This window comes from Thermobifida sp., from assembly GCF_017577275.1.
In the GTDB taxonomy this organism is placed as follows: Bacteria; Actinomycetota; Actinomycetes; order Streptosporangiales; family Streptosporangiaceae; genus Thermobifida; species Thermobifida fusca.
In genome coordinates, this window is sequence record NZ_PITY01000009.1 from 1 (window position 1) to 18,251 (window position 18,251).

Annotated in this window: 19 protein-coding genes; 10 read left to right on the forward strand and 9 right to left on the reverse strand. The window is 67.9% G+C overall.

Annotated elements, in window-relative coordinates; translation table 11 throughout:
• Window positions 1-229: 229 nt before the first annotated feature.
• Window positions 230-1,261 (forward strand): ferrochelatase, encoded by a 1,032-nt coding sequence (locus CW348_RS00715; RefSeq protein WP_011292369.1) that lies wholly within the window; start codon window positions 230-232, stop codon window positions 1,259-1,261.
• A gap of 58 nt (window positions 1,262-1,319) precedes the next feature.
• Here CW348_RS00715 and CW348_RS00720 read toward each other — a convergent pair whose 3' ends face one another.
• Together CW348_RS00720 and CW348_RS00725 are read right to left on the reverse strand one after the other, a co-directional pair.
• Entirely contained in the window at window positions 1,320-1,514 is a 195-nt protein-coding gene (locus tag CW348_RS00720) for a hypothetical protein (protein WP_287462369.1), read from the reverse strand.
• Window positions 1,501-2,385: a hypothetical protein gene (locus tag CW348_RS00725; protein ID WP_258076913.1), complete on the reverse strand. Its 885-nt coding sequence runs from the start codon at window positions 2,383-2,385 to the stop codon at window positions 1,501-1,503. Before CW348_RS00725 ends, CW348_RS00720 begins: the two co-directional genes overlap by 14 nt.
• Before the next feature lie 427 nt (window positions 2,386-2,812).
• On the opposite strand from CW348_RS00725, the gene CW348_RS00730 reads away from it, so the two are divergent.
• Window positions 2,813-3,613 (forward strand): inositol monophosphatase family protein, encoded by an 801-nt coding sequence (locus tag CW348_RS00730; RefSeq protein ID WP_011292367.1) that lies wholly within the window; start codon window positions 2,813-2,815, stop codon window positions 3,611-3,613.
• A 253-nt stretch (window positions 3,614-3,866) separates the two neighbouring features.
• On the opposite strand, the gene CW348_RS00735 is transcribed toward CW348_RS00730, so the two are convergent.
• Complete coding sequence (locus CW348_RS00735) at window positions 3,867-4,034, reverse strand: hypothetical protein (RefSeq protein ID WP_173668421.1); 168 nt, start codon at window positions 4,032-4,034, stop codon at window positions 3,867-3,869.
• Window positions 4,035-4,650: 616 nt separating this feature from the next.
• Between CW348_RS00735 and CW348_RS00740 the strand changes: the two genes are divergently transcribed.
• The 4 genes from CW348_RS00740 (at window position 4,651) to CW348_RS00755 (ending at window position 8,401) form a co-directional block, all read left to right on the forward strand.
• The gene (locus tag CW348_RS00740; protein ID WP_011292365.1) at window positions 4,651-5,304 is read left to right on the forward strand and encodes a response regulator transcription factor; all 654 of its coding nucleotides are present in this window, start codon (window positions 4,651-4,653) and stop codon (window positions 5,302-5,304) included.
• Entirely contained in the window at window positions 5,301-6,611 is a 1,311-nt protein-coding gene (locus tag CW348_RS00745) for a cell wall metabolism sensor histidine kinase WalK (RefSeq protein WP_011292364.1), read from the forward strand. The genes CW348_RS00740 and CW348_RS00745 overlap by 4 nt, the downstream gene beginning before the upstream one ends.
• 461 nt (window positions 6,612-7,072) lie before the next feature.
• On the forward strand, window positions 7,073-7,372 hold the full coding sequence (locus tag CW348_RS00750) for a DUF4193 domain-containing protein (protein ID WP_011292363.1): 300 nt from the start codon (window positions 7,073-7,075) through the stop codon (window positions 7,370-7,372).
• Window positions 7,373-7,552: 180 nt separating this feature from the next.
• Entirely contained in the window at window positions 7,553-8,401 is an 849-nt protein-coding gene (locus tag CW348_RS00755) for a hypothetical protein (RefSeq protein ID WP_011292362.1), read from the forward strand.
• Between the two features lie 45 nt (window positions 8,402-8,446).
• Here the strand turns inward: CW348_RS00755 and CW348_RS00760 are convergent, their stop codons facing one another.
• The gene (locus CW348_RS00760) at window positions 8,447-8,731 is read right to left on the reverse strand and encodes a DUF4235 domain-containing protein (RefSeq protein ID WP_104613004.1); all 285 of its coding nucleotides are present in this window, start codon (window positions 8,729-8,731) and stop codon (window positions 8,447-8,449) included.
• 158 nt (window positions 8,732-8,889) lie between these two features.
• Here CW348_RS00760 and valS point away from each other — a divergent pair, with 158 nt between their 5' ends.
• From valS to CW348_RS00775, 3 genes are all read left to right on the forward strand, one after another.
• A complete protein-coding gene (gene valS, locus CW348_RS00765) occupies window positions 8,890-11,463 on the forward strand; it encodes a valine--tRNA ligase (RefSeq protein ID WP_016188904.1) in 2,574 nt (857 codons plus the stop codon).
• 69 nt (window positions 11,464-11,532) lie between these two features.
• The gene (gene dut, locus CW348_RS00770; RefSeq protein ID WP_016188903.1) at window positions 11,533-12,018 is read left to right on the forward strand and encodes a dUTP diphosphatase; all 486 of its coding nucleotides are present in this window, start codon (window positions 11,533-11,535) and stop codon (window positions 12,016-12,018) included.
• Window positions 12,019-12,063: 45 nt separating this feature from the next.
• The gene (locus CW348_RS00775; protein ID WP_011292358.1) at window positions 12,064-12,786 is read left to right on the forward strand and encodes a DUF3710 domain-containing protein; all 723 of its coding nucleotides are present in this window, start codon (window positions 12,064-12,066) and stop codon (window positions 12,784-12,786) included.
• A 90-nt stretch (window positions 12,787-12,876) separates the two neighbouring features.
• Here CW348_RS00775 and CW348_RS00780 read toward each other — a convergent pair whose 3' ends face one another.
• Entirely contained in the window at window positions 12,877-13,977 is a 1,101-nt protein-coding gene (locus CW348_RS00780; protein WP_104613005.1) for a serpin family protein, read from the reverse strand.
• Window positions 13,978-14,202: 225 nt separating this feature from the next.
• Between CW348_RS00780 and CW348_RS00785 the strand changes: the two genes are divergently transcribed.
• The gene (locus CW348_RS00785) at window positions 14,203-14,946 is read left to right on the forward strand and encodes a DUF3159 domain-containing protein (RefSeq protein ID WP_061783723.1); all 744 of its coding nucleotides are present in this window, start codon (window positions 14,203-14,205) and stop codon (window positions 14,944-14,946) included.
• Between the two features lie 43 nt (window positions 14,947-14,989).
• On the opposite strand, the gene CW348_RS00790 is transcribed toward CW348_RS00785, so the two are convergent.
• From CW348_RS00790 to CW348_RS00805, 4 genes are all read right to left on the reverse strand, one after another.
• Window positions 14,990-15,601, reverse strand: coding sequence for an FMN reductase (locus tag CW348_RS00790; protein ID WP_104613006.1), 612 nt, complete (start codon window positions 15,599-15,601; stop codon window positions 14,990-14,992).
• Window positions 15,598-16,713 carry an LLM class flavin-dependent oxidoreductase gene (locus CW348_RS00795; protein ID WP_011292354.1) on the reverse strand — a complete coding sequence of 372 codons (1,116 nt, stop codon included), beginning with the start codon at window positions 16,711-16,713 and terminating at the stop codon, window positions 15,598-15,600. The genes CW348_RS00790 and CW348_RS00795 overlap by 4 nt, the downstream gene beginning before the upstream one ends.
• A gap of 95 nt (window positions 16,714-16,808) precedes the next feature.
• Complete coding sequence (locus tag CW348_RS00800) at window positions 16,809-17,498, reverse strand: TrkA family potassium uptake protein (RefSeq protein ID WP_011292353.1); 690 nt, start codon at window positions 17,496-17,498, stop codon at window positions 16,809-16,811.
• On the reverse strand, window positions 17,498-18,172 hold the full coding sequence (locus CW348_RS00805) for a TrkA family potassium uptake protein (protein ID WP_011292352.1): 675 nt from the start codon (window positions 18,170-18,172) through the stop codon (window positions 17,498-17,500). Before CW348_RS00805 ends, CW348_RS00800 begins: the two co-directional genes overlap by 1 nt.
• Window positions 18,173-18,251 lie beyond the last annotated feature (79 nt).

Genomic DNA, 18,251 nt, shown 5'->3' on the forward strand with positions numbered 1-18,251 from the left:
GTGGCGATCCGGGTGGGGGTGATGCGGCAGGTGTCAGCCCAGTTGTGCCAAAGAGTGCGGGTCACGGAGTCCTCAGCAGGGGGTTGGCCCGGGGACCGGGTGGGGCGGGTCTGGCTTCGAGGAGGGGATTCGCAGTGTGCGGGCTCGGCGGCGGACTGTCAAGAGGGTCACGCCGCCGTGAAGGAGGGGGTGGTGCACGGGTCACGCGGAGTGCTGGTTTGATGGGGCCATGAGGTCCTATGACGCGTTTCTGCTGATCTCCTTCGGTGGTCCGGAGAAGAGGGAAGACGTTATCCCGTTCCTGGAGAATGTCACCCGCGGTCGGGGCATCCCTCGGGAACGGTTGGCTGAAGTCGGGGAGCACTACTACCTCTTCGATGGGGTCAGCCCCATCAACCAGCAGTGCCGGGACCTGATCGCAGCGTTGCGTGACGACTTCGCCGCCAACGGGGTCGAACTGCCCATCTACTGGGGTAACCGCAACTGGGACCCCTACCTCGAGGACACCGTGGCCGAGATGGCGCGCAACGGGGTGCGCCGCGCGGTGGCGCTGGCGACGTCGGCGTACAGCAACTACTCGAGCCACCGGCAGTACTTGGAGGACATCGAGCGGGCTCGCGCCGCGGTGCCGGAGGCTCCCGAGATTGACCTGATCCGCCCCTTCTACGACCACCCCGGGTTCATCGACGCTTTCGTTGACCACACCCGCCAGGCGTTGGAGCGGATTCCTGAGGAGCTGCGGCCGGAGACGCGGCTGCTGTACTCGGCGCACTCCCTGCCGATCGCGATGGCGAAGAAGTCAGGCGATCCCCGCCGCGACTACGGGTCGCTGACCGCCTATGAGGCGCAGCTGCTGGAGACAGCCCGGCTGATCACGGAACGCCTCGACCGCGACTACCCCTACGAGATCGTCTACCAGAGCCGCAGCGGCCCGCCCTCCCAGCCGTGGCTGGAGCCTGACATCAACGATCGGCTGGAGCAGTTGGCGAAGGAAGGCGTGCGGTCTGTGGTCGTGGTTCCGCACGGGTTCGTCTCCGACCACATGGAGGTCAAGTACGACCTGGACGTGGAGGCCCGCGAGACCGCGGAGAAGCTCGGCATCCGCCTGGAGCGGGCGGCCGCTCCGGGAACGCACCCGGCGTTCGTCGCGATGGTCCGCGACCTGGTGGCGGAGCGGGCGGAGGGGCGTCCGCCGCGCGGCCTGGGCGCTATCGAACGGTCGTGCCACGACGATCCAGCTGACTGCTGCCAGCGGAGCTGACGGTGCGACGGGGGTGATCCGGCGGTGACCGGGTCACCCGCGTCAGCCGGGCAGGCAGTCAAGGCAGCGGAGCATCGGAGTTCAGGTATTCCTCCCAGCCTCCCGGCGGGGCCTGGCCGACGTTGAGCCGGGCGAGTTTCGTGAGGACACCGGGGTGTTGGGCGTCGAGCCAGTCGGCGAGCTGCCGGAAGGAGACCATTCGGACGTCGGGTTCCCCGCCGATTTCGTCCATGAACTGTTCAACCGCGTCCATGTAGATGCCGCCGTTCCACCGTTGGAAGTGGTTTCCGATGAACAGCGGGGCCCGGTTGCTGAAGTAGGCGCGTTCGAACCCTTTCAGGTAGGTGTCGCGGGCTTGGGCGCGCCACCGGCCGTATTTGCTGCGGTCGCCCTGGGGCGTCTTCGACTGGTTGACCATGATGTTGGATGTTGTAGTCCATGGACAGGACTTCGAAGTCTTCGCCGGCCATGGGCAGCGACTGCAGGGGGAAGTCCCACAGTCCGTGCCGGCGCACAGGCCAGACCTGCAGCCATCCGGGAGAGCTCGCGTCGTAGCGCCAGCCGAGTTTGGCCGCGGTGGGCAGGAGTTGGTCTCTGCCTTGCAGGCAGGGGGTGCGGCCGCTCACGAGTTCCTTGCGGTAGTCGAACGGCAAGGGCGGAAGGTCGGTGAATCCGGTGTTGGTTTTCCAGGTCATCACGAACTTGATGGCCTGCTGGATCTCCGACTCCCAGTCGGCGGGCGACCAGGTGGACACCCCGTTGGGTCCGCAGAAGTGCCCGTTGAAGTGGGTGCCGATCTCATGGCCTTCCCGCCAGGCCAAGTCGAGCTGCCGGATGGTGCGGTGGATGGACTCCTCGCTGAGATAGCCGATATCGGAGGCGCCCACCGGGTGCTTCGGCGGATGGTAGAGGTGTTTACGGTGCTCGGGCAGCAGGTAGATGCCGCTGAGGAAGAAGGTCATATGGGCGTTGTTGCGGCGGGCCACCTCGCGGAAGCGGCTGAACAGCCTGTCGCTGAGTTCTCCGGCACCGTCCCAGGAGACGACGACGAACTGCGGTGGCCCTGACCGGCGGTCGAGCGGGTCGACGGTCGGCTGGTTGGGCTGCGGTCCGGTGTCTGACATAGAGCCGTCACCGATCACTCGGACTCGTCGCGGCGCGGCCTCAGGACCGGTCCCGGCCTGTGTCGTCGAGCAACCGACGGTACCCAAGGCGGTGAGTGCGGTGGCGGACAGAAAAGTGCGACGCGAAATTTTTCCCACGAGATCCTGGTTCCTTCGGCTTTTCGGCGTGAGAACGTGAAAGGGCGGTGACCGCGAGAAATTTATCACTTTGAGTAGCTGATTGGTTACATAAAGTGTCGAGTGTTGTGCGTTGTGTCCCTTCGTGGATCAGCGGCCACAGATAGGCTCGAATGCGGCACAAACTGACAAGCGGCGGTGTCTGTGGACAAAAAGAAAAACGCCGGCAATGCGCTCCACGAGGGAGTAAGAGGGCTCCGCAGTCCCGCCCGGGCAAGGCACCCCACAAATCCGTTGTGAGGAGACCACCGTGACCGTTCCCGATCCGCGGGAGTTGCTGGACCTTGCGCTGGAAGCGGCCCGTAAAGGAGGTGCGCTGGCAGCGCGCGGCCAACACGGAATCTCAGTACTCGACGTCAAGTCCTCGCCCACTGATGTGGTCACCGAGATGGACCGGGCCACCGAGGAGATGATCCGCGACGTCCTCCTCAGCGCTCGGCCCGACGACGCGATCCTGGGGGAGGAGGGCGGCGCAGCCCAGGGCAGAAGCCAGGTGCGCTGGGTGGTCGACCCCATCGACGGCACGGTCAACTACCTCTACGGGCGGGCCGAATGGGCCGTCAGCGTCGCCGCGGAAGTCGACGGGGAAGTGGTGGCCGGGGTAGTGGAGGTCCCCGTGCTCGGGCGGACCTACACCGCAGTGCGCGGGGAAGGCGCCTACCGCAACGGGGAACCGATCTCCGTGGCCGACCCCGTGGACCTCAGCATGGCCCTGGTCGCTACCGGGTTCGGCTATGCGGCAGAGCGCCGCCGTAAGCAGGCTCAGGTACTCGGCGCACTCCTGCCGAAGATCCGGGACATCCGCCGGGGCGGCTCAGCCGCGATCGACCTGTGCACAGTGGCGGAGGGGAGCGTCAACGCCTACTACGAGCAAGGCGTCCACCCGTGGGACTGGGGCGCAGGGGCCTTGATCGCGGAAGAAGCGGGGGCTCGCGTGGCGGGGCTGCGCGGCACCCCGCCGAATAACGCCATGCTGGTGGCCGCACCCCCAGGCCTGTTCGAACCGCTCCACGACCTCTTGGTGTCGCTGGAAGCGGACCGGGACGCCTGACCGGTGTTCCGGTCCGTGGCGGTGGGGTGCGCACGTGCCGTCCCTGACTCAGCGTCGTACCGGTGTGCCGAGTCTGCTCGGGACTATTCCGGGCTGCTTCCGGTCGGGAGCAGCGAGGCGAGTCGTCGGGGAAACAGCGCAGTGCACCGGCGCATGCCATCCGCCATTCCGCCTGCGGACGGGGCGGGCGGCGCCGATGCCGAAGGCCGGGCCGCCCTGCAGGTGCCCCGGCCTTGCCGCGGCATGCCGCCAGTTACGCGCTGTACGGATCGATTCCGTGGAGGGCAGCGATGCGGTGCAAGTCCTCCAGCTCCGACGCGTGCGCGTCGGCAAGGAATTCGTCTCCGGCAGCCTGGGCCGCTTGGAGCGACGTAGAGGTTTCGCGGATTCGTACGCGAATCTCTGCCAGAAACTCGCCCATCATCACACCCCTCTCTCACCATGGTTGGCGGTTGCCGACCATACCCATGACAGTCCGCGCACCAAACATCACGGTTCGACAGAATTCCGTGACGGGACTGAGAGATTTCTCTCCCGAGGAGCACGACGCTGTGCTTGATCGATCGGTGCGACAGGGCACCACGATAACCCCGGCCCCTACGCGGGGCACAGGGGGATCCGGAGAATAACGCGCAATGTGCGGAGCAGGGCCAATACCCCAGGATGATCACGGAAAGGCAACGCTTATCTCTTTCTTATCCGTGCTGTGTCAAATTTGAGATGTGCGGGGTGAACGTCGCGGTCGGCGGTTGGGGGATGCGCCGACCGCGACTCCTTCTTTTCGGGCCGCTGAGTGCACAGAACAGTACGCCTCGTGTGTCGGAGGCGTCGGGTTCGAAGTATCATCAAAGGGGTAACCGGCCTCCAGCCGGAAGTCGTGCTTCCGGCTGCGTGAGACGCCCTTGGCGAGGGCTTCCACCTTGTCGAGGAGTGGACAACTGAAGGCGCAGCCGGAGATAAACGCCGCTGCCGGTGTGTTGGGGGATGCGCCGGCAGCGGCCTTTTCCTTATCACCACGAAAACGAACGAAGGACACAGTGCGCGTACTCGTGGTCGAAGACGAGCAGGTTCTGGCCGACGCGATCGCGGTAGGACTGCGTCGCGAATCGATGGCGGTGGACGTCGCCTACGACGGCGACAGCGCCCTCGAACGTGCCAATGTCAACGACTACGACGTCATCATCCTGGACCGGGACCTGCCGGGAACCCACGGTGACGAAGTCTGCAAATCTTTGGCCACGGCCCGTTACCCGGGACGGATCCTCATGCTCACCGCGGCCGGGGAGCTCGACGACAAGGTGGCCGGGCTCAGCCTGGGCGCCGACGACTACATGGCCAAGCCCTTCGCTTTCGCCGAACTCGTCGCCCGGGTGCGCGCCCTCGCCCGGCGCTCCGTGCCCCCGCTGCCGCCGGTGCTCCGCCGCCAGGGCATCACCCTGGACCCTGCCAACCACACGGTGGAGCGAGACGGGCGGCCCGTCTCGCTCACCCCTAAAGAGTTCGCGGTCCTCGAAGTCCTCATGCGCGCCAACGGGGCCGTGGTGAGCGCGGAGAAGCTGCTGGAGAAAGCCTGGGACGAGAACGCCGATCCGTTCACCAACGTGGTGCGGGTCACCGTGATGACGCTGCGGAAGAAACTCGGCGACCCCCCGGTGATCCACACGGTGCAAGGCGCGGGGTACCGGATTTGAACACCGAAGAAGAACACGACGTCGTTGCGGCTGCCTCAGCAGAAGTACCCCCCACACCCCCGGGGGACACCGGCACATGGCGCAGGCTGTCCCGGCCGCTCAACCAGCCCGCCAACCCCGGCACGGCCAACGGGCGGGCCGAGACGAAGCACAGCCGCAGCTTCCGGATCACCGACAACATCAGCCTGCGCATGCGGCTGACCCTCATCTACGGGATGCTGTTCTTCGCTGCCGGATCACTGCTGCTCCTGCTCAACTACGTGATCCTGGTCAGCGTCCTCGACAAGCCCGACTTCACCGTCCACATCGACGGATACCAACTGGAATCCGAGATCGCCGACGAGATCAAGGCGGCCCTCATCGACGGGATCGCCACCCAGGTGACCCGCTACTCGGTGCTCGCTCTCATCGTGGTGGGTGTGCTCGCGGTCGGCCTCGGATATGCCGTCGCCGGGCGGGCCCTGTCCCCGCTGCACAAGATCACCCGTACCGCGCGCCGCCTCTCCGAACGCTCCCTGCACGAACGCATCGCGATGAGCGGGCCCGACGACGAGATCCGGGAGCTCGCCGACACGTTCGACGCGATGCTGGAACGCTTGGACCGGGCGTTCGACGGGCAGCGCCGCTTCGTGGCCAACGCTTCCCACGAACTCCGCACCCCGCTGGCGATCAACCGCACCCTGCTGGAGGTCGCGGTCTCCGACCCGGAGGCGTCCCCCGACCTCAAAACCATTGCCCGCACCCTGCTGGAGACCAATGCCCGGCACGAACGCCTCATCGACGGTCTGCTCTTCCTCGCTAAGAGCGACCGCGAACTGGACGTGCGCACGGTCGTCGACCTCGGCGAAGTGACGGAGACCGTGCTCAGCCAGCTCTCCGACGAGATCGAGAAGTCCGGGCTGCGGCTCCGCACCGACCTGCGGGAAGCCCGGGTCACCGGGGACCCCGTACTGCTGGAACGCCTCGTCAGCAACCTGGTGGAGAACGCGCTCCGCTACAACGTCCCCAACGGGGAGATCACGGTCCGCTCCGGGATCAACGAGGGCGCCCCAGCCATCCAAGTGGAGAACTCCGGGCCGGTGGTCCCCGCCTACGAGATCGAAGGGCTGTTCGAACCGTTCCGGCGCGGGGCCGGACACCGGGTGAGCTCCACGAAGAGCGCTGGCCTGGGCCTGTCTATTGTGCGCTCGGTGGTCCGCGCCCACCACGGGACCGTGACCGTGTGGCCCCGGGCCGGGGGCGGGCTCGTGGTGACCGTCCACTTTCCGGTGAGCAACCGCCGCAGCGAAGGCGAGTCTTCCGCCTGACCACCCGCTATCGGCGTGTCGCCCAGGTTCCGGCATGTCCCCACCCAGGCCGTGATATGCATACGTGTCCGGTGAGGTGGGCACCCTGGTACGGAGTAGTTCCCGGAGTGGGTATGCTCACCCGGGCACCGAAAAGGCGAAAGGCGTCTTAACCGGGGTGTTCACGCTTCCTGCAGTGCCGATGCGGCCCAGATCGCCAGGGCGGAGACCGAGGCGTCCGGGAAGACAACGGGGCCGAGAACTGTTCGCTCAGGGGTAGCAGCCGGAAAGCCGCGGCTGCTGAAGACGACCACGTTCGGTCACCGGAGATCACTGTCGAGGCGAGACGGAGAACCCGGGCCACGACGCCATCTCTAACTTTTCGGGCAGAACGGGCACAACAGATGTCTCCGAAGCGTTACATTCGCGCGACGAGACCACGAAGATGACGAAAGATGAGACGAGGGGGATGGAGTAGAGCCATGGCCACCGACTACGACAGCCCACGCAAGACAGACGACGACCTGGGAGAGGACAGCCTGCAGGAACTGCAGGCGCGCCGGGTAGACAAGAGCATCAGCACCATCGACGTCGACCCCGACGAGGTCGCCGAAGGCATGGAGCTGCCCGGGGCGGACCTGTCGGGTGAAGAACTCGCGGTGCGCGTCCTGCCTCGCCAGGCTGACGAGTTCACGTGCTCGAGCTGCTTCCTCGTGCACCACCGCAGTCAACTGGCGGAGGAACGTGACGGACAGCTCATCTGCAAGGAATGCGCCTACTGATCTGTGGAGACCTCTTCACTCCACCGCCTTCTTGCGTCACAGACACGGACGAGACCCCGGGCCGCACCGGGGTCTCGTCCGTTCTCTCTCCGACGGCGGCACCAGCGGGAATGCGGGGACCGCGCAGGTTGTCTTCACAAGAAGCGGGAACGCTGCTCAGTCGAGGAGAGACAGAGAACCGTGGATGACGAGACCACCAACGACCGTGCTGCGCGGGGTAACGGAGAACAGCGTCCCGGAAAAGAACTGGTGGTCGTCGACCGCGACCGGGTCGGTGAGCTCGTTGCCCTCCTCGTAGCGGAGGACACTGACGCGCAGAGCCGGGCACGGCTGCTCACGCGGATCACCGCGGCCCTAGCCCACAGCCTGCAGACCGCTAAAGCCCGGAGCGTGGCGAGCGGCCGCTGGCTGGCCGCGGTATTCGCCGAGGAGATCGCTCCCCGCATCCCGATCCGCGACCAGGAGACGCTGATACAGCACCACCGGGGACTGTCCGGCGACGACCTCGCTGATGCGCTGGAACGCGTCGCGGTGAACGTCACCACCGCCGTGGGAACAGTGGGAGGCGCGCTGGCGGCCGTCCAGTTCACGGCACCGCCGACACTGCTCACCGCTCCCGTCCAGCTTCTCGCGGAGACCCTGGTCGTCGCCGCGGTAGAGGTCAAACTGATCGGGGAGCTCCACGAAGCTTACGGGGTCCCGGCATCCGGGACTCCGCTGCGGCGCACCTCCAGCTACCTCGCGTCGTGGACGCAGCGGAGGGCGCTCCGCCCGGGCCGCGGGGTCCCGTCGCTGACCGCCACCATGGGTACGGCTGCCCGTACCGCACTCCGCAACCGGCTTATGAGACTGCTCGGCCGCCAGATGACCACACTGGGCCCGTACTTGACCGGCGCGGTGGCCGGCGGCACCCTCAACCGGCGCGGCACCCGGGCCCTGGCCCGGACCGTGCGCCGTGAACTGCGGGCAGCAGCAGCCGCGGGCGCCGCCCCCGCAGGCGGCACGATCGTCCCGCCGTACCCGGCCTGACCGCGCGGTACCGGGACAGCCAGCCCGATACCGCGCAACAGCGGCTCAGCGCTGGGGACGCTCCGGGGCGCGGGGAGCCCGGGCCGTCAGGCGCTTGTGCACGGTGCGTACCGCGAGCACGCGGGTGACCTCCATGCCTACCCCCGTGAGCACGGCCCAGCCCAGTGCCTCCCCCAGACTGATGTCGGGCGACTCGGGGTCGGCCGGAGGCTCCTTGCCTACTGCTTTGGTCCACAGCAGGGTGAGAGCTTTACGGGTGACGTAGGCTGCGGCCAAGGCTGCCACACCCCCGATGATCCGAGCAGCGAGGTCGCCATCCTTGTCGGCCATGGGAATACTTCCGTTCCGGTGTCATTCCTGGACAAGCGCTGCCCGAAATACTGCCATGTTCCCCTGGTCTACGCCGGGTGGTGCGCGTGGGGTGTCGCCCACGGGGCCCGAGGGGACAGGCGGAACGAGCAGGGTCGCGGTGCCAATACCATTGGCCTATGACCAACCGCTCTCGTTCCTTCAACGTGCCTGACAAGCCTTCGCTCGATGGTATCGAGGCGAAATGGGTAGACGTCTGGGACGAGTCCGGCGTCTATCACTTCGACCGCTCTAAGAGCCGCGAAGAGATCTTTGCGATCGACACGCCGCCACCTACCGTGTCCGGTTCGCTGCATATCGGACACGTCTTCTCCTACACCCACACGGACACCGTCGCCCGGTTCCAGCGGATGAACGGCAAGTCTGTCTTCTACCCGATGGGCTGGGACGACAACGGCCTGCCCACCGAGCGACGCGTGCAGAACTACTACGGGGTGCGCTGCGACCCGTCGATCCCCTACGACCCGGACTTCACCCCGCCCGAGAAGCCTGACCCCAAGAACCAGGTCCCGATCTCGCGACGGAACTTCATCGAGCTGTGCGAACGTCTCACCGTTGAGGACGAGAAGGTCTTCGAATCCATCTGGCGCAGGCTCGGGCTGAGCGTGGACTGGCGGTACACCTACGCCACCATCGACGACAAGTCCCGCGCGGTGGCCCAGCGCGCCTTCCTGCGCAACCTGGCGCGGGGCGAAGCGTACATGGCGGAGGCGCCCACGCTGTGGGACGTCACCTTCCGCACCGCGGTGGCCCAGGCCGAGTTGGAGGACCGGGAACGCCCCGGCGCGTACCACAAGGTGGCGTTCCACCGCGACGGCGGCGACCCGATCATCATCGCCACGACCCGCCCCGAGCTGCTGCCTGCCTGCGTGGCCCTGGTCGCCCACCCTGACGACGAGCGCTACCAGAGCCTGTTCGGGACAACCGTGCGCAGCCCGCTGTTCGGGGTGGAAGTCCCCGTCGTGGCGCACCGCCTGGCCGACCCGGAAAAAGGCACCGGTATCGCCATGATCTGCACCTTCGGTGACGTCACCGACGTCACCTGGTGGCGGGAGCTGAAGCTGCCCACCCGGGCCATCATCGGCTGGGACGGCCGGATCGTCGCCGACCCGCCCGAAGGACTGGACTCGGAGGAGGGGCGCGCGGCCTACGCCAAGCTCGCCGGGGCGACCGTGCACACTGCCCGCCAGCGCATCGTCGAAATGCTCCGGGAGTCCGGGGACCTGATCGGGGAGCCGGAGAAGATCACCCACCCGGTCAAGTTCTTCGAAAAGGGCGACAAGCCCTTGGAGATCGTCACCACCCGCCAGTGGTACATCCGCAACGGCGGGCGCGACCCTGAGCTGCGCGAAGCACTGCTCAAGCGAGGCCAGGAGCTGGACTGGTACCCCGAGCACATGCGCACCCGCTTCGAGCACTGGGTGGGCGGGCTCAACGGCGACTGGCTGATCAGCCGCCAGCGGTTCTTCGGGGTGCCGTTCCCCGTCTGGTACCCGCTGGACGACAAGGGCAACCCGATCTACGACTCCCCGATCCTGCCGGACGAGTCGCAGCTTCCGGTGGACCCCAGCTCGCAGGCGCCCGAAGGATACACCGAGGACCAGCGCGGCAAGCCCGGCGGTTTCATCGGCGACCCCGACGTGATGGACACGTGGGCGACGTCCTCGCTGACGCCGCAGATCGCCGGCGGCTGGGAGAGCGACCCGGACCTGTTTGAGCGGGTCTTCCCCATGGACTTGCGCCCGCAGGGCCAGGACATCATCCGCACCTGGCTGTTCTCCACCGTGGTCCGCTCCCACTTCGAGCACGACTGCCTGCCGTGGAAGAAGGCGGCGATCTCCGGGTGGATCCTCGACCCGGACCGCAAGAAGATGTCCAAGTCCAAGGGCAACGTGGTCACCCCGCTGTCCATGCTGGAGAAGTACAGCTCGGACGCGGTCCGCTACTGGGCGGCCAGCGGACGGCTGGGCACGGACACCGCCCTGGACGAAAAGCAGATGAAGATCGGGCGGCGCCTGGCGATCAAGATCCTCAACGCCAGCAAGTTCGCGCTGTCCGTGGCGGGCGAGGATACAGTCGCCGACCCGGCCGCGGTCACTGAGCCGCTGGACCGCTCCATGCTGGCGGTCTTGGCCGAGGTCGTCCAGGACGCCACCGCCGCGTTCCACGAGTACGACCACACGCGGGCGCTGGAGCGCACCGAGCGGTTCTTCTGGAACCTGTGCGACGACTACCTGGAGCTGGTCAAGGCCCGCGCCTACGACCCCGAGTCGCGGGAGGGCGCATCGGCTCGCGCCGCACTGCTCATTGCGCTGTCGGTGCTGCACCGCCTGTTCGCCCCCTTCCTGCCCTTCGTCACCGAAGAAGTCTGGTCGTGGTGGCAGGACGGGTCGGTGCACGTGGCGAAGTGGCCGTCGGTGGAGGAGTTCCGCGCTGCCGCGGAGGCAGGCGATCCCGCGGTGCTCGCCGCCACCTCCGAAGTGCTGCACACGGTCCGCAAGGCCAAGTCGGAGGCGAAGCTGTCCATGCGCGCCGAAGTGGAGCGGGTGACCGTCCACGGCAAGCAGGCCGAGCAGGCCCGCCTCTGCCGTGACGACCTCGCTGCCGCGGGCCGGGTCACCACGCTGGTCTTCGAAACCACCGACGACGCCGAACTCCGGGTGGACGTCGAACTCGCCCCCGCAGAGAAGTAGCCTTCAGTAACCGTTGTGGGCGCCCTGCGTGATGTGGGGCGCCCACCTAACGCGATAGGCTCGGCCGTTGTGAGTGACCTTTCCCCTGTCTTCGGTACGGTGCGGGTGGAGATCCGACGACTCGACCCAGACCTCCCGCTGCCCCGCTACGCCCACCCGGGGGACGCGGGAGCGGACCTGGTCACCGCCGAGGACGTCGTTCTGGCTCCCGGGGAACGCGCCACCGTGCGCACCGGGATTGCGATTGCCCTGCCCGACGGGTATGCGGCGTTCATCCATCCGCGTTCCGGACTGGCCGCGCGCCACGGTCTGACCGTGGTCAACGCCCCCGGCACGGTGGACGCCGGCTATCGAGGCGAGATCAAAGTGCCTCTGTTGAACACGGACCCCGCCACGCCGGTGAAGTTGACCCGGGGAGACCGCATCGCCCAACTGGTGATCCAACGCGTCGAGCGGGCAGCCTTCGTCGAAGTGGACGAACTCAGCGACTCGGCGCGGGGCGCCGGAGGGTTCGGTTCGACCGGAGGGCACGCCGCAGGGGCGGAGCAGAGCTGACTGTCTCCGGGTGACTTCGGGACTCTAAGGAAGAGGTGTTGCGGCGTGTTCGGACGCCGACGCAAGAAGAAGGCCAAGAGCCGCGTTGACGACATCATCCCCCCCGCCGTCGCGCCCCGGCCGACTCCGATGGCTGAGCCCGTCAAGGAGGACGACAAGTACCGAGCCCAGGGGCCGTGGGACGTCTCTGAGGAGGTACCCGAAGCACGGCGGGTCGACCTGGGGTCGCTGCGCGTCCCCGTTGGCCCTGACATCGAAGTGCAGGTCAACGTCGCGCGGCAGCAGAACCAGAATCGGGTCATCGGGGTGACGATCATCAACGGCAGGACCGCGCTGCAGGTCCAGCCGTTCGCCGCCCCCAAGTCCACCGGGCTGTGGACGGAGATCCGGCAGGAGATTGTCGCGGAGATCGCCAAGTCCGGCGGGAAGAGCGAAGAGTTTGAGGGGACGTTCGGCCCGGAGATCCGCGCGATCGTCCCGGTTCCGGGCAAGACCAACGAGAAAGGCCAGCGCCTCGCCCAGCCGATGCGGTTCATCGGTGTAGACGGGCCCCGCTGGTTCCTCCGCGGGGTGATCCGCGGCGAGGGCGCGGTCCGCCCCGAGGCAGCAGCCCGGATCGAGGAGATTTTCGCGGGGATCGTGGTCGTCCGCGGACACCACCCGGTCCCGCCGCGGGACCTTCTCGAACTGCGGCTGCCGAACCAGAGTCGGCCGGCTCCGGGACAGGTCGCCGTGCCCAAACCCGGGACTCAGAACCCGCCGCAGTGACCGTGGGCGCGGCTGTCCTCCCACAACAGGGCTGCTGGCCTGCAGGGCTTGCTGTCCGGCTGAGAAGCCGGAGGACAGTGCGCTCCAGGCTCACTGGGCCGGACCGGGGTCGTGCGGGTCGGCGATCGACCCGAGGAACAGGATGGCGCCGCGGCGGCGTACCACGATGTGGAACGGCCGGTCGACGCTGAACCGGATCGTCCGCCGCGGCGGCATGGCACCGGCCAGGAGCATCATGGCTGCGGTCGCTGCCGCTCCTTCCGCGCCCCGTTCATCCACCCGGAGCCTGGCCTGGTGGATGACCGTGTCCACGTAGAGCGGCACCGTGGAGATCCCGGACAGGTCAGCGGAGGCGGTGAAGAGCGTGCGTACCCCCGCCTCAGCCAGGACTTCGACGAGTCGGTGCGGCTGGGTCAGTTCGAAGCGGGGGAGAGCCAGCTCGACACTGGTGGATGCGGAACGCCGGTGCAAGGCGGTGAGCAGCGGCGCGGTCGGCACAGCGGCGGCGTTCGTGCCCGGCGGCAGCAGGACGTCGACCGCGAGTTCGTCGTGGGCGTGCAGGGTCACCATTCCCCAGCCGCGCGCCGTGGCGTAGGGCATCGTCCCGGTGCGGTGCATGAACGGGACGCGTTTCGGCCCGCGCGGGGTGCGGAACGTCCCCTCCCGGGTCAGGTGCGCCTCGAACGGGGTGGTCCACCGTGCCCTGGCCCACAGGGCGTTGGTCAGAATCGCCCGCAGGTCAGGGGTGACCGCTCCCTGCGGGAGCAGTTCGCGGATCATCCCGCGGGTAGCGTCGGCGATGTCCGCGTTGACGGTGGCGCGGACCCCTTCAGGGTTGGTGCGGAAGTCCGCGGTCCGCACGTCTGAATCGGGGCGGTCGTGCACCGTGGCGCGGAAGGACGAGTGCACGGGAACGTCTGCGCTCACCCACAGGACGGTGCGGGACGCCAGGCCGGGGCTGTCCGCGACGGCGCGGTCGAGCGCGGCGAGGAGCGGGGCAGGGTCGGTGCCGAGCAGCGTGGTCAATTCGGTGCGGGTGGTGGCGCGCGCCCCCGCGGCGAGGACGCCGAGGGCGCAGGCCACGGAGTAGGGCGACCATATCACCTCCCCGTCAGGAACAGCCTCGGCCAGCCTGCGGTGCAGGTGCAGCGCGAACTCCAGGTGGTCATCACGGAGGAAACCGCCGGACATGGACACTCCCCTCGACGGCGCTTGCGGGCTGCGGGCACGGGTTCCTGCCCCAGCAGGATTCCCGCGGGGCGCGGCTGCCACGCGTCCCACGCTCACCGCCGCAGAGCGCTTTCGGTTGTGAAACGGACACGTAGCGTACTCTCTTGCGCGTGGGTGGAGCACTACCCTGGGAGAGGGCCACGAGGCCGGAAGACCGTGTCCGCAGTCGCAGTGTCCGGGAGTGAGATGACGAACCAGAGTCAGGCTGAGGTCTCCGAACGCACCGTTGAGGAGGTGGTACGCGGGCAGCTCGCCCAAGCCCTGGGCGGGAAGCGCGGCATGGTCGAGGCAGCGGTGCCCACGCTCTTCTTCACGTGCACCTACCTGCTGGGCACGAACTACGGGTGGCAGGTCGCCGGACTAGACCCGCTGCGGCTGGGGCTGCTGCTGGGCGGCACGGCCGCCGTGGTCCTGGCTGTGGTCCGGCTGGTGCAGCGCTCCTCGGTGCAGTATGTGGTCAACAGCCTGTTCGGGATTGCCATTGCCGCGGTGTTCGCGCTCCGCAGCGGGCAGGCAGAAGACGCGTTCCTGCCCGGCATCATCTACAACAGCGTCTACGCCTTGGTCCTGACCTTGTCGATCGTGGTGCGCTGGCCCGCTATAGGGCTGCTGATCGGCGCGGTCACCGGTGACCCGGTCGGGTGGCGGCGGAATCCGGCGGTGGTGCGGCTCAGTTCCCGGTTGACGTGGCTGCTGGTGCTGCCGTGCGTGGTGCGGGTCGTAGTGCAGTACCCGCTGTGGGCGGCGGGCATGGTGGGCTGGCTGGGTGCCACCAAGATCCTCATGGGCTGGCCGTTGCAGGTCGCTGCGTTCGCCGCCATGGTGTGGCTGCTGGCGGTGGGACGCACCCCGATGGAATCCGAGCCGGAAGCTGCGGACGGCCAGGGCACGCAGAGCGGGACGGACGAGACGGTGCAGGCGCACCCCTAGCGCTCCCGGCCGAGACCTGCCCCGGCCGGGAGGGGAGCCCGACTCACAGGTCGGAGAGCAGTTTTTCGAAGGGTGTGGGGTTCTCGTAGGGGTCGGGGCGGCGCTGCGGAGCGCCCCCGGCGACCAGGGTGGCGAATTCTTCTGCTGCGCGGTCGATCCGTTCGGTGAGCGCCCCGGCTTCGTCGCTCCCCCAGTCTTGGGAAGCGGCGTAGACCCCGGTCGGCGCGGGCACCGTGCCCAGGTAGGCGAAGAGCGGCCGCAAGGCGTGGTCGAGGACCAGAGAGTGGCGCGGGGTGCCGCCGGTGGCTCCCATCAGGACGGGGATGCCGGCGAGAGCGCCGGGCTCAACGACGTCGAAAAAGGTCTTGAACAGACCGCTGTAGGAGGCGGTGAACACCGGGGTCACCGCGATGAGGCCGTCGCTGGCTGCGGTACGGTCCAGCACCTCGCGCAGGCTGCCGACGGGCACCCGGGTCAGCAGCGCGTTGGTCAGGTCGTGGGCGTGGTCGCGCAGTTCGACTACGGCGGTGTCCGCGGTGATGCCCCGGGCGTGGAGGGCGCGTTCCGCGGCTTCGGTGAGCCGGTCGGCGAGCAGCCGGGTGGAGGAGGGGTTGCCCAGCCCGGCGGAGAGCATGGTGAGCGTACGCGTCGTCAACGGGACACCTCTTCTTCCTGCTTGCCGGCGCGCTGCGCGGCTTGGGCGGCCGCGCGGAGGCTGGCGTGGGTGGGGGCGTCAGGAACATGGGCGGGTTTGAGGGCAGCGAATTCCCGGCGCAGCACCGGGACCACTTCCTCACCCAGGATGTCAAGCTGCTCCAGCACGGTTTTGAGGGGCAGTCCTGCGTGGTCCATGAGAAATAGTTGGCGCTGGTAGTCGCCGAAGTACTCGCGGAACTTCAGGGTCCGTTCGATGACCTGCTGCGGGCTGCCCACGGTCAGCGGGGTTTCCGCCATGAACTCTTCCAGGGAGGGGCCGTGCCCGTAGACGGGCGCGTTGTCGAAGTAGGGGCGGAACTCTCGGATCGCGTCCTGGGACCTCTTCCGCATGAAGACCTGGCCGCCGAGGCCGACGATCGCCTGGTCGGCTGAACCGTGGCCGTAGTACTCGTAGCGGCGGCGGTACAGGTCGATGAGTCGCTGGAAGTGCTCTTTCGGCCAGAAGATGTTGTTGGCGAAGAACCCGTCACCGTAGTAGGCGGCCTGTTCGGCGATTTCGGGGCTGCGGATGGAGCCGTGCCACACGAACGGGGGGATGCCGTCCAACGGGCGCGGGGTGGAGGTGAAGGACCGCAGCGGGGTGCGGAACTTGCCTTCCCAGTCCACGACGTCTTCCCGCCACAGCCGGTGCAGCAGGTGGTAGTTCTCGATGGCCAGCGGGATGCCTTGGCGGATGTCTTTACCGAACCAGGGGTAGACGGGGGCGGTGTTGCCGCGGCCGAGCATGAGGTCCACCCGCCCGTCGGCCAGGTGCTGCAGCATCGCGTAGTCTTCCGCGATCTTCACCGGGTCGTTGGTGGTGATCAGCGTGGTGGCGGTGGACAGGATGAGGCGCTCGGTGCGGGCGGCGATGTAGCCGAGCATGGTGGTGGGGGAGGAGGGGACGAACGGCGGGTTGTGGTGCTCCCCGGTGGCGAAGACGTCGAGGCCCACCTCCTCGGCTTTCAACGCGATCGTGACCATGGCCTTGATCCGCTCGTGCTCGGTAGGGGTCCGGCCGGTGGTCGGATCAGGGGTGACGTCGCCGACGCTGAAGATCCCGAACTGCATGCCCGCTCCCAAAAGCCTTCTCAAGGAGAAATTAAAGTTTCAACTATTATGGGGAACTCCACGGCCCCGCCCCCTATTCCCCCGCGCGATGTGCGCTAGTCCGCAGCCCGGTCAGAGCCGCTGAGCACCGCAAGCAGTGCGTCGTCGCTGCGCGCGCTGCTGAGCAGGACCACGACATCGCCCGCGGCGAGCACCGTCTCCGGCAGCGGGGCCCGCGCCTGCCCCGCCCGCACGAGGGCGACCAGGACCACGCCTTCCGGCAGCGCGGCGCTCAACTCCGCCGCACTGCGTCCCGTGAAAGGCGACTCCTCAGTCAGCACCGACTCCAACAGGTCCGCTCCCCCCAGCGAGGCCAGCGAAACCACCTCGCCAGAATGGCCTAGCTCGGGTTCTTCGTCACTGTCCACCAGTGCGGCAAGAAGCCGCGGCGGAGACACGGCCACGTCCACCCCCCACGCGCTGGTGAACAGCCACTCGTTGTTGGGGTCGTTGACCCGGGCCACCACGCGGCGCACCCCGAACTCCCGCTTGGCCAGCAGCGACACCACCAGGTTGACCTTGTCGTCGGAGGTCGCGGCCACCACCGCGTCGAACTCCTCCAACCGGGCGTTCTCCAGGGAGCTGACCTCGCAGGCGTCAGCTAGCAGCCATTCCGCTTCAGTCAACGCGTGCACGTCGATGGCGCGCGAGTCGCGGTCGATCAACAGCACCTCGTGCCCGCTGCTGAGCAGTTCGGCAGCGATGGACCGGCCGACCGCCCCGGCCCCCGCGATCGCCACCCGCATCACCGGTCACCCCCGTCAGCGCTGATCCGCTCCACAGTCCGCTCGACCGCCTGCGAAGGGGAAACGACGTGCAGCACATCCCCCGGCCACAACTGCAGATCGGCACGGGCCAAGTGAATCTCCCCGCCCCGGCTCAGGTAGACCACCCGCACCCCGAGCTCGGCCTCGACCCGTTCGACCCGCTGACGCGACCACGCCGTCCCCACCACCGCATCCACCATGACCAGGGTTCCGGAGGGGTCCCGCCACAGCGGCCCGGTGCCGAGGAGCTCGTCCCCGGGAACCAGGTGGCGCAGGATCATGTCGGCGGTCCAGCGCACCGTGGCCACGGTGGGAATCCCGAGCCGCTGGTACACCTCGGCGCGCCGCGGATCGTAGATGCGCGCCACCACATTGCGCACGCCGAACGTCTCCCGGGCCACGCGCGCGGCGATGATGTTGGAGTTGTCGCCGCTGCTGACCGCGGCAAACGCACCGGCACGCTCGATACCTGCCCGGATGAGGACTTCTCGGTCGTAGCCCAGTCCGGTGACCGCATGCCGGGCGGTCGCCGAACGCAGCCTGCGGAACGCTTCAGGGGCGCGGTCGATGACCGCGACCGTGTGGCCTGCATCCTCCAGCGTGTGCGCGAGGGTGGACCCTACTCGGCCACACCCCAAGATGACGACGTGCACCTCGTGCTCGCTCCCGGTACTCCTCGTGGTGGCGGCCCGCCGCCCCTGGCGGGCCTGGGCTGGGATATACCCAACCACA

What these genes read in the sequence shown, in the direction of transcription:
- CW348_RS00720 (WP_287462369.1), bottom strand. Translation starts at nt 1,514, where the DNA reads ATGGACGCGGTTGAACAGTTCATGGACGAAATCGGCGGGGAACCCGAC.
- CW348_RS00735 (WP_173668421.1), bottom strand. Translation starts at nt 4,034, where the DNA reads ATGGGCGAGTTTCTGGCAGAGATTCGCGTACGAATCCGCGAAACCTCT.
- CW348_RS00760 (WP_104613004.1), bottom strand. Translation starts at nt 8,731, where the DNA reads ATGGCCGACAAGGATGGCGACCTCGCTGCTCGGATCATCGGGGGTGTG.
- CW348_RS00725 (WP_258076913.1), bottom strand. Translation starts at nt 2,385, where the DNA reads ATGTCAGACACCGGACCGCAGCCCAACCAGCCGACCGTCGACCCGCTC.
- CW348_RS00715 (WP_011292369.1), top strand. Translation starts at nt 230, where the DNA reads ATGAGGTCCTATGACGCGTTTCTGCTGATCTCCTTCGGTGGTCCGGAG.
- valS (WP_016188904.1), top strand. Translation starts at nt 8,890, where the DNA reads ATGACCAACCGCTCTCGTTCCTTCAACGTGCCTGACAAGCCTTCGCTC.
- CW348_RS00780 (WP_104613005.1), bottom strand. Translation starts at nt 13,977, where the DNA reads ATGTCCGGCGGTTTCCTCCGTGATGACCACCTGGAGTTCGCGCTGCAC.
- CW348_RS00785 (WP_061783723.1), top strand. Translation starts at nt 14,203, where the DNA reads ATGACGAACCAGAGTCAGGCTGAGGTCTCCGAACGCACCGTTGAGGAG.
- CW348_RS00800 (WP_011292353.1), bottom strand. Translation starts at nt 17,498, where the DNA reads ATGCGGGTGGCGATCGCGGGGGCCGGGGCGGTCGGCCGGTCCATCGCT.
- CW348_RS00795 (WP_011292354.1), bottom strand. Translation starts at nt 16,713, where the DNA reads ATGCAGTTCGGGATCTTCAGCGTCGGCGACGTCACCCCTGATCCGACC.
- CW348_RS00750 (WP_011292363.1), top strand. Translation starts at nt 7,073, where the DNA reads ATGGCCACCGACTACGACAGCCCACGCAAGACAGACGACGACCTGGGA.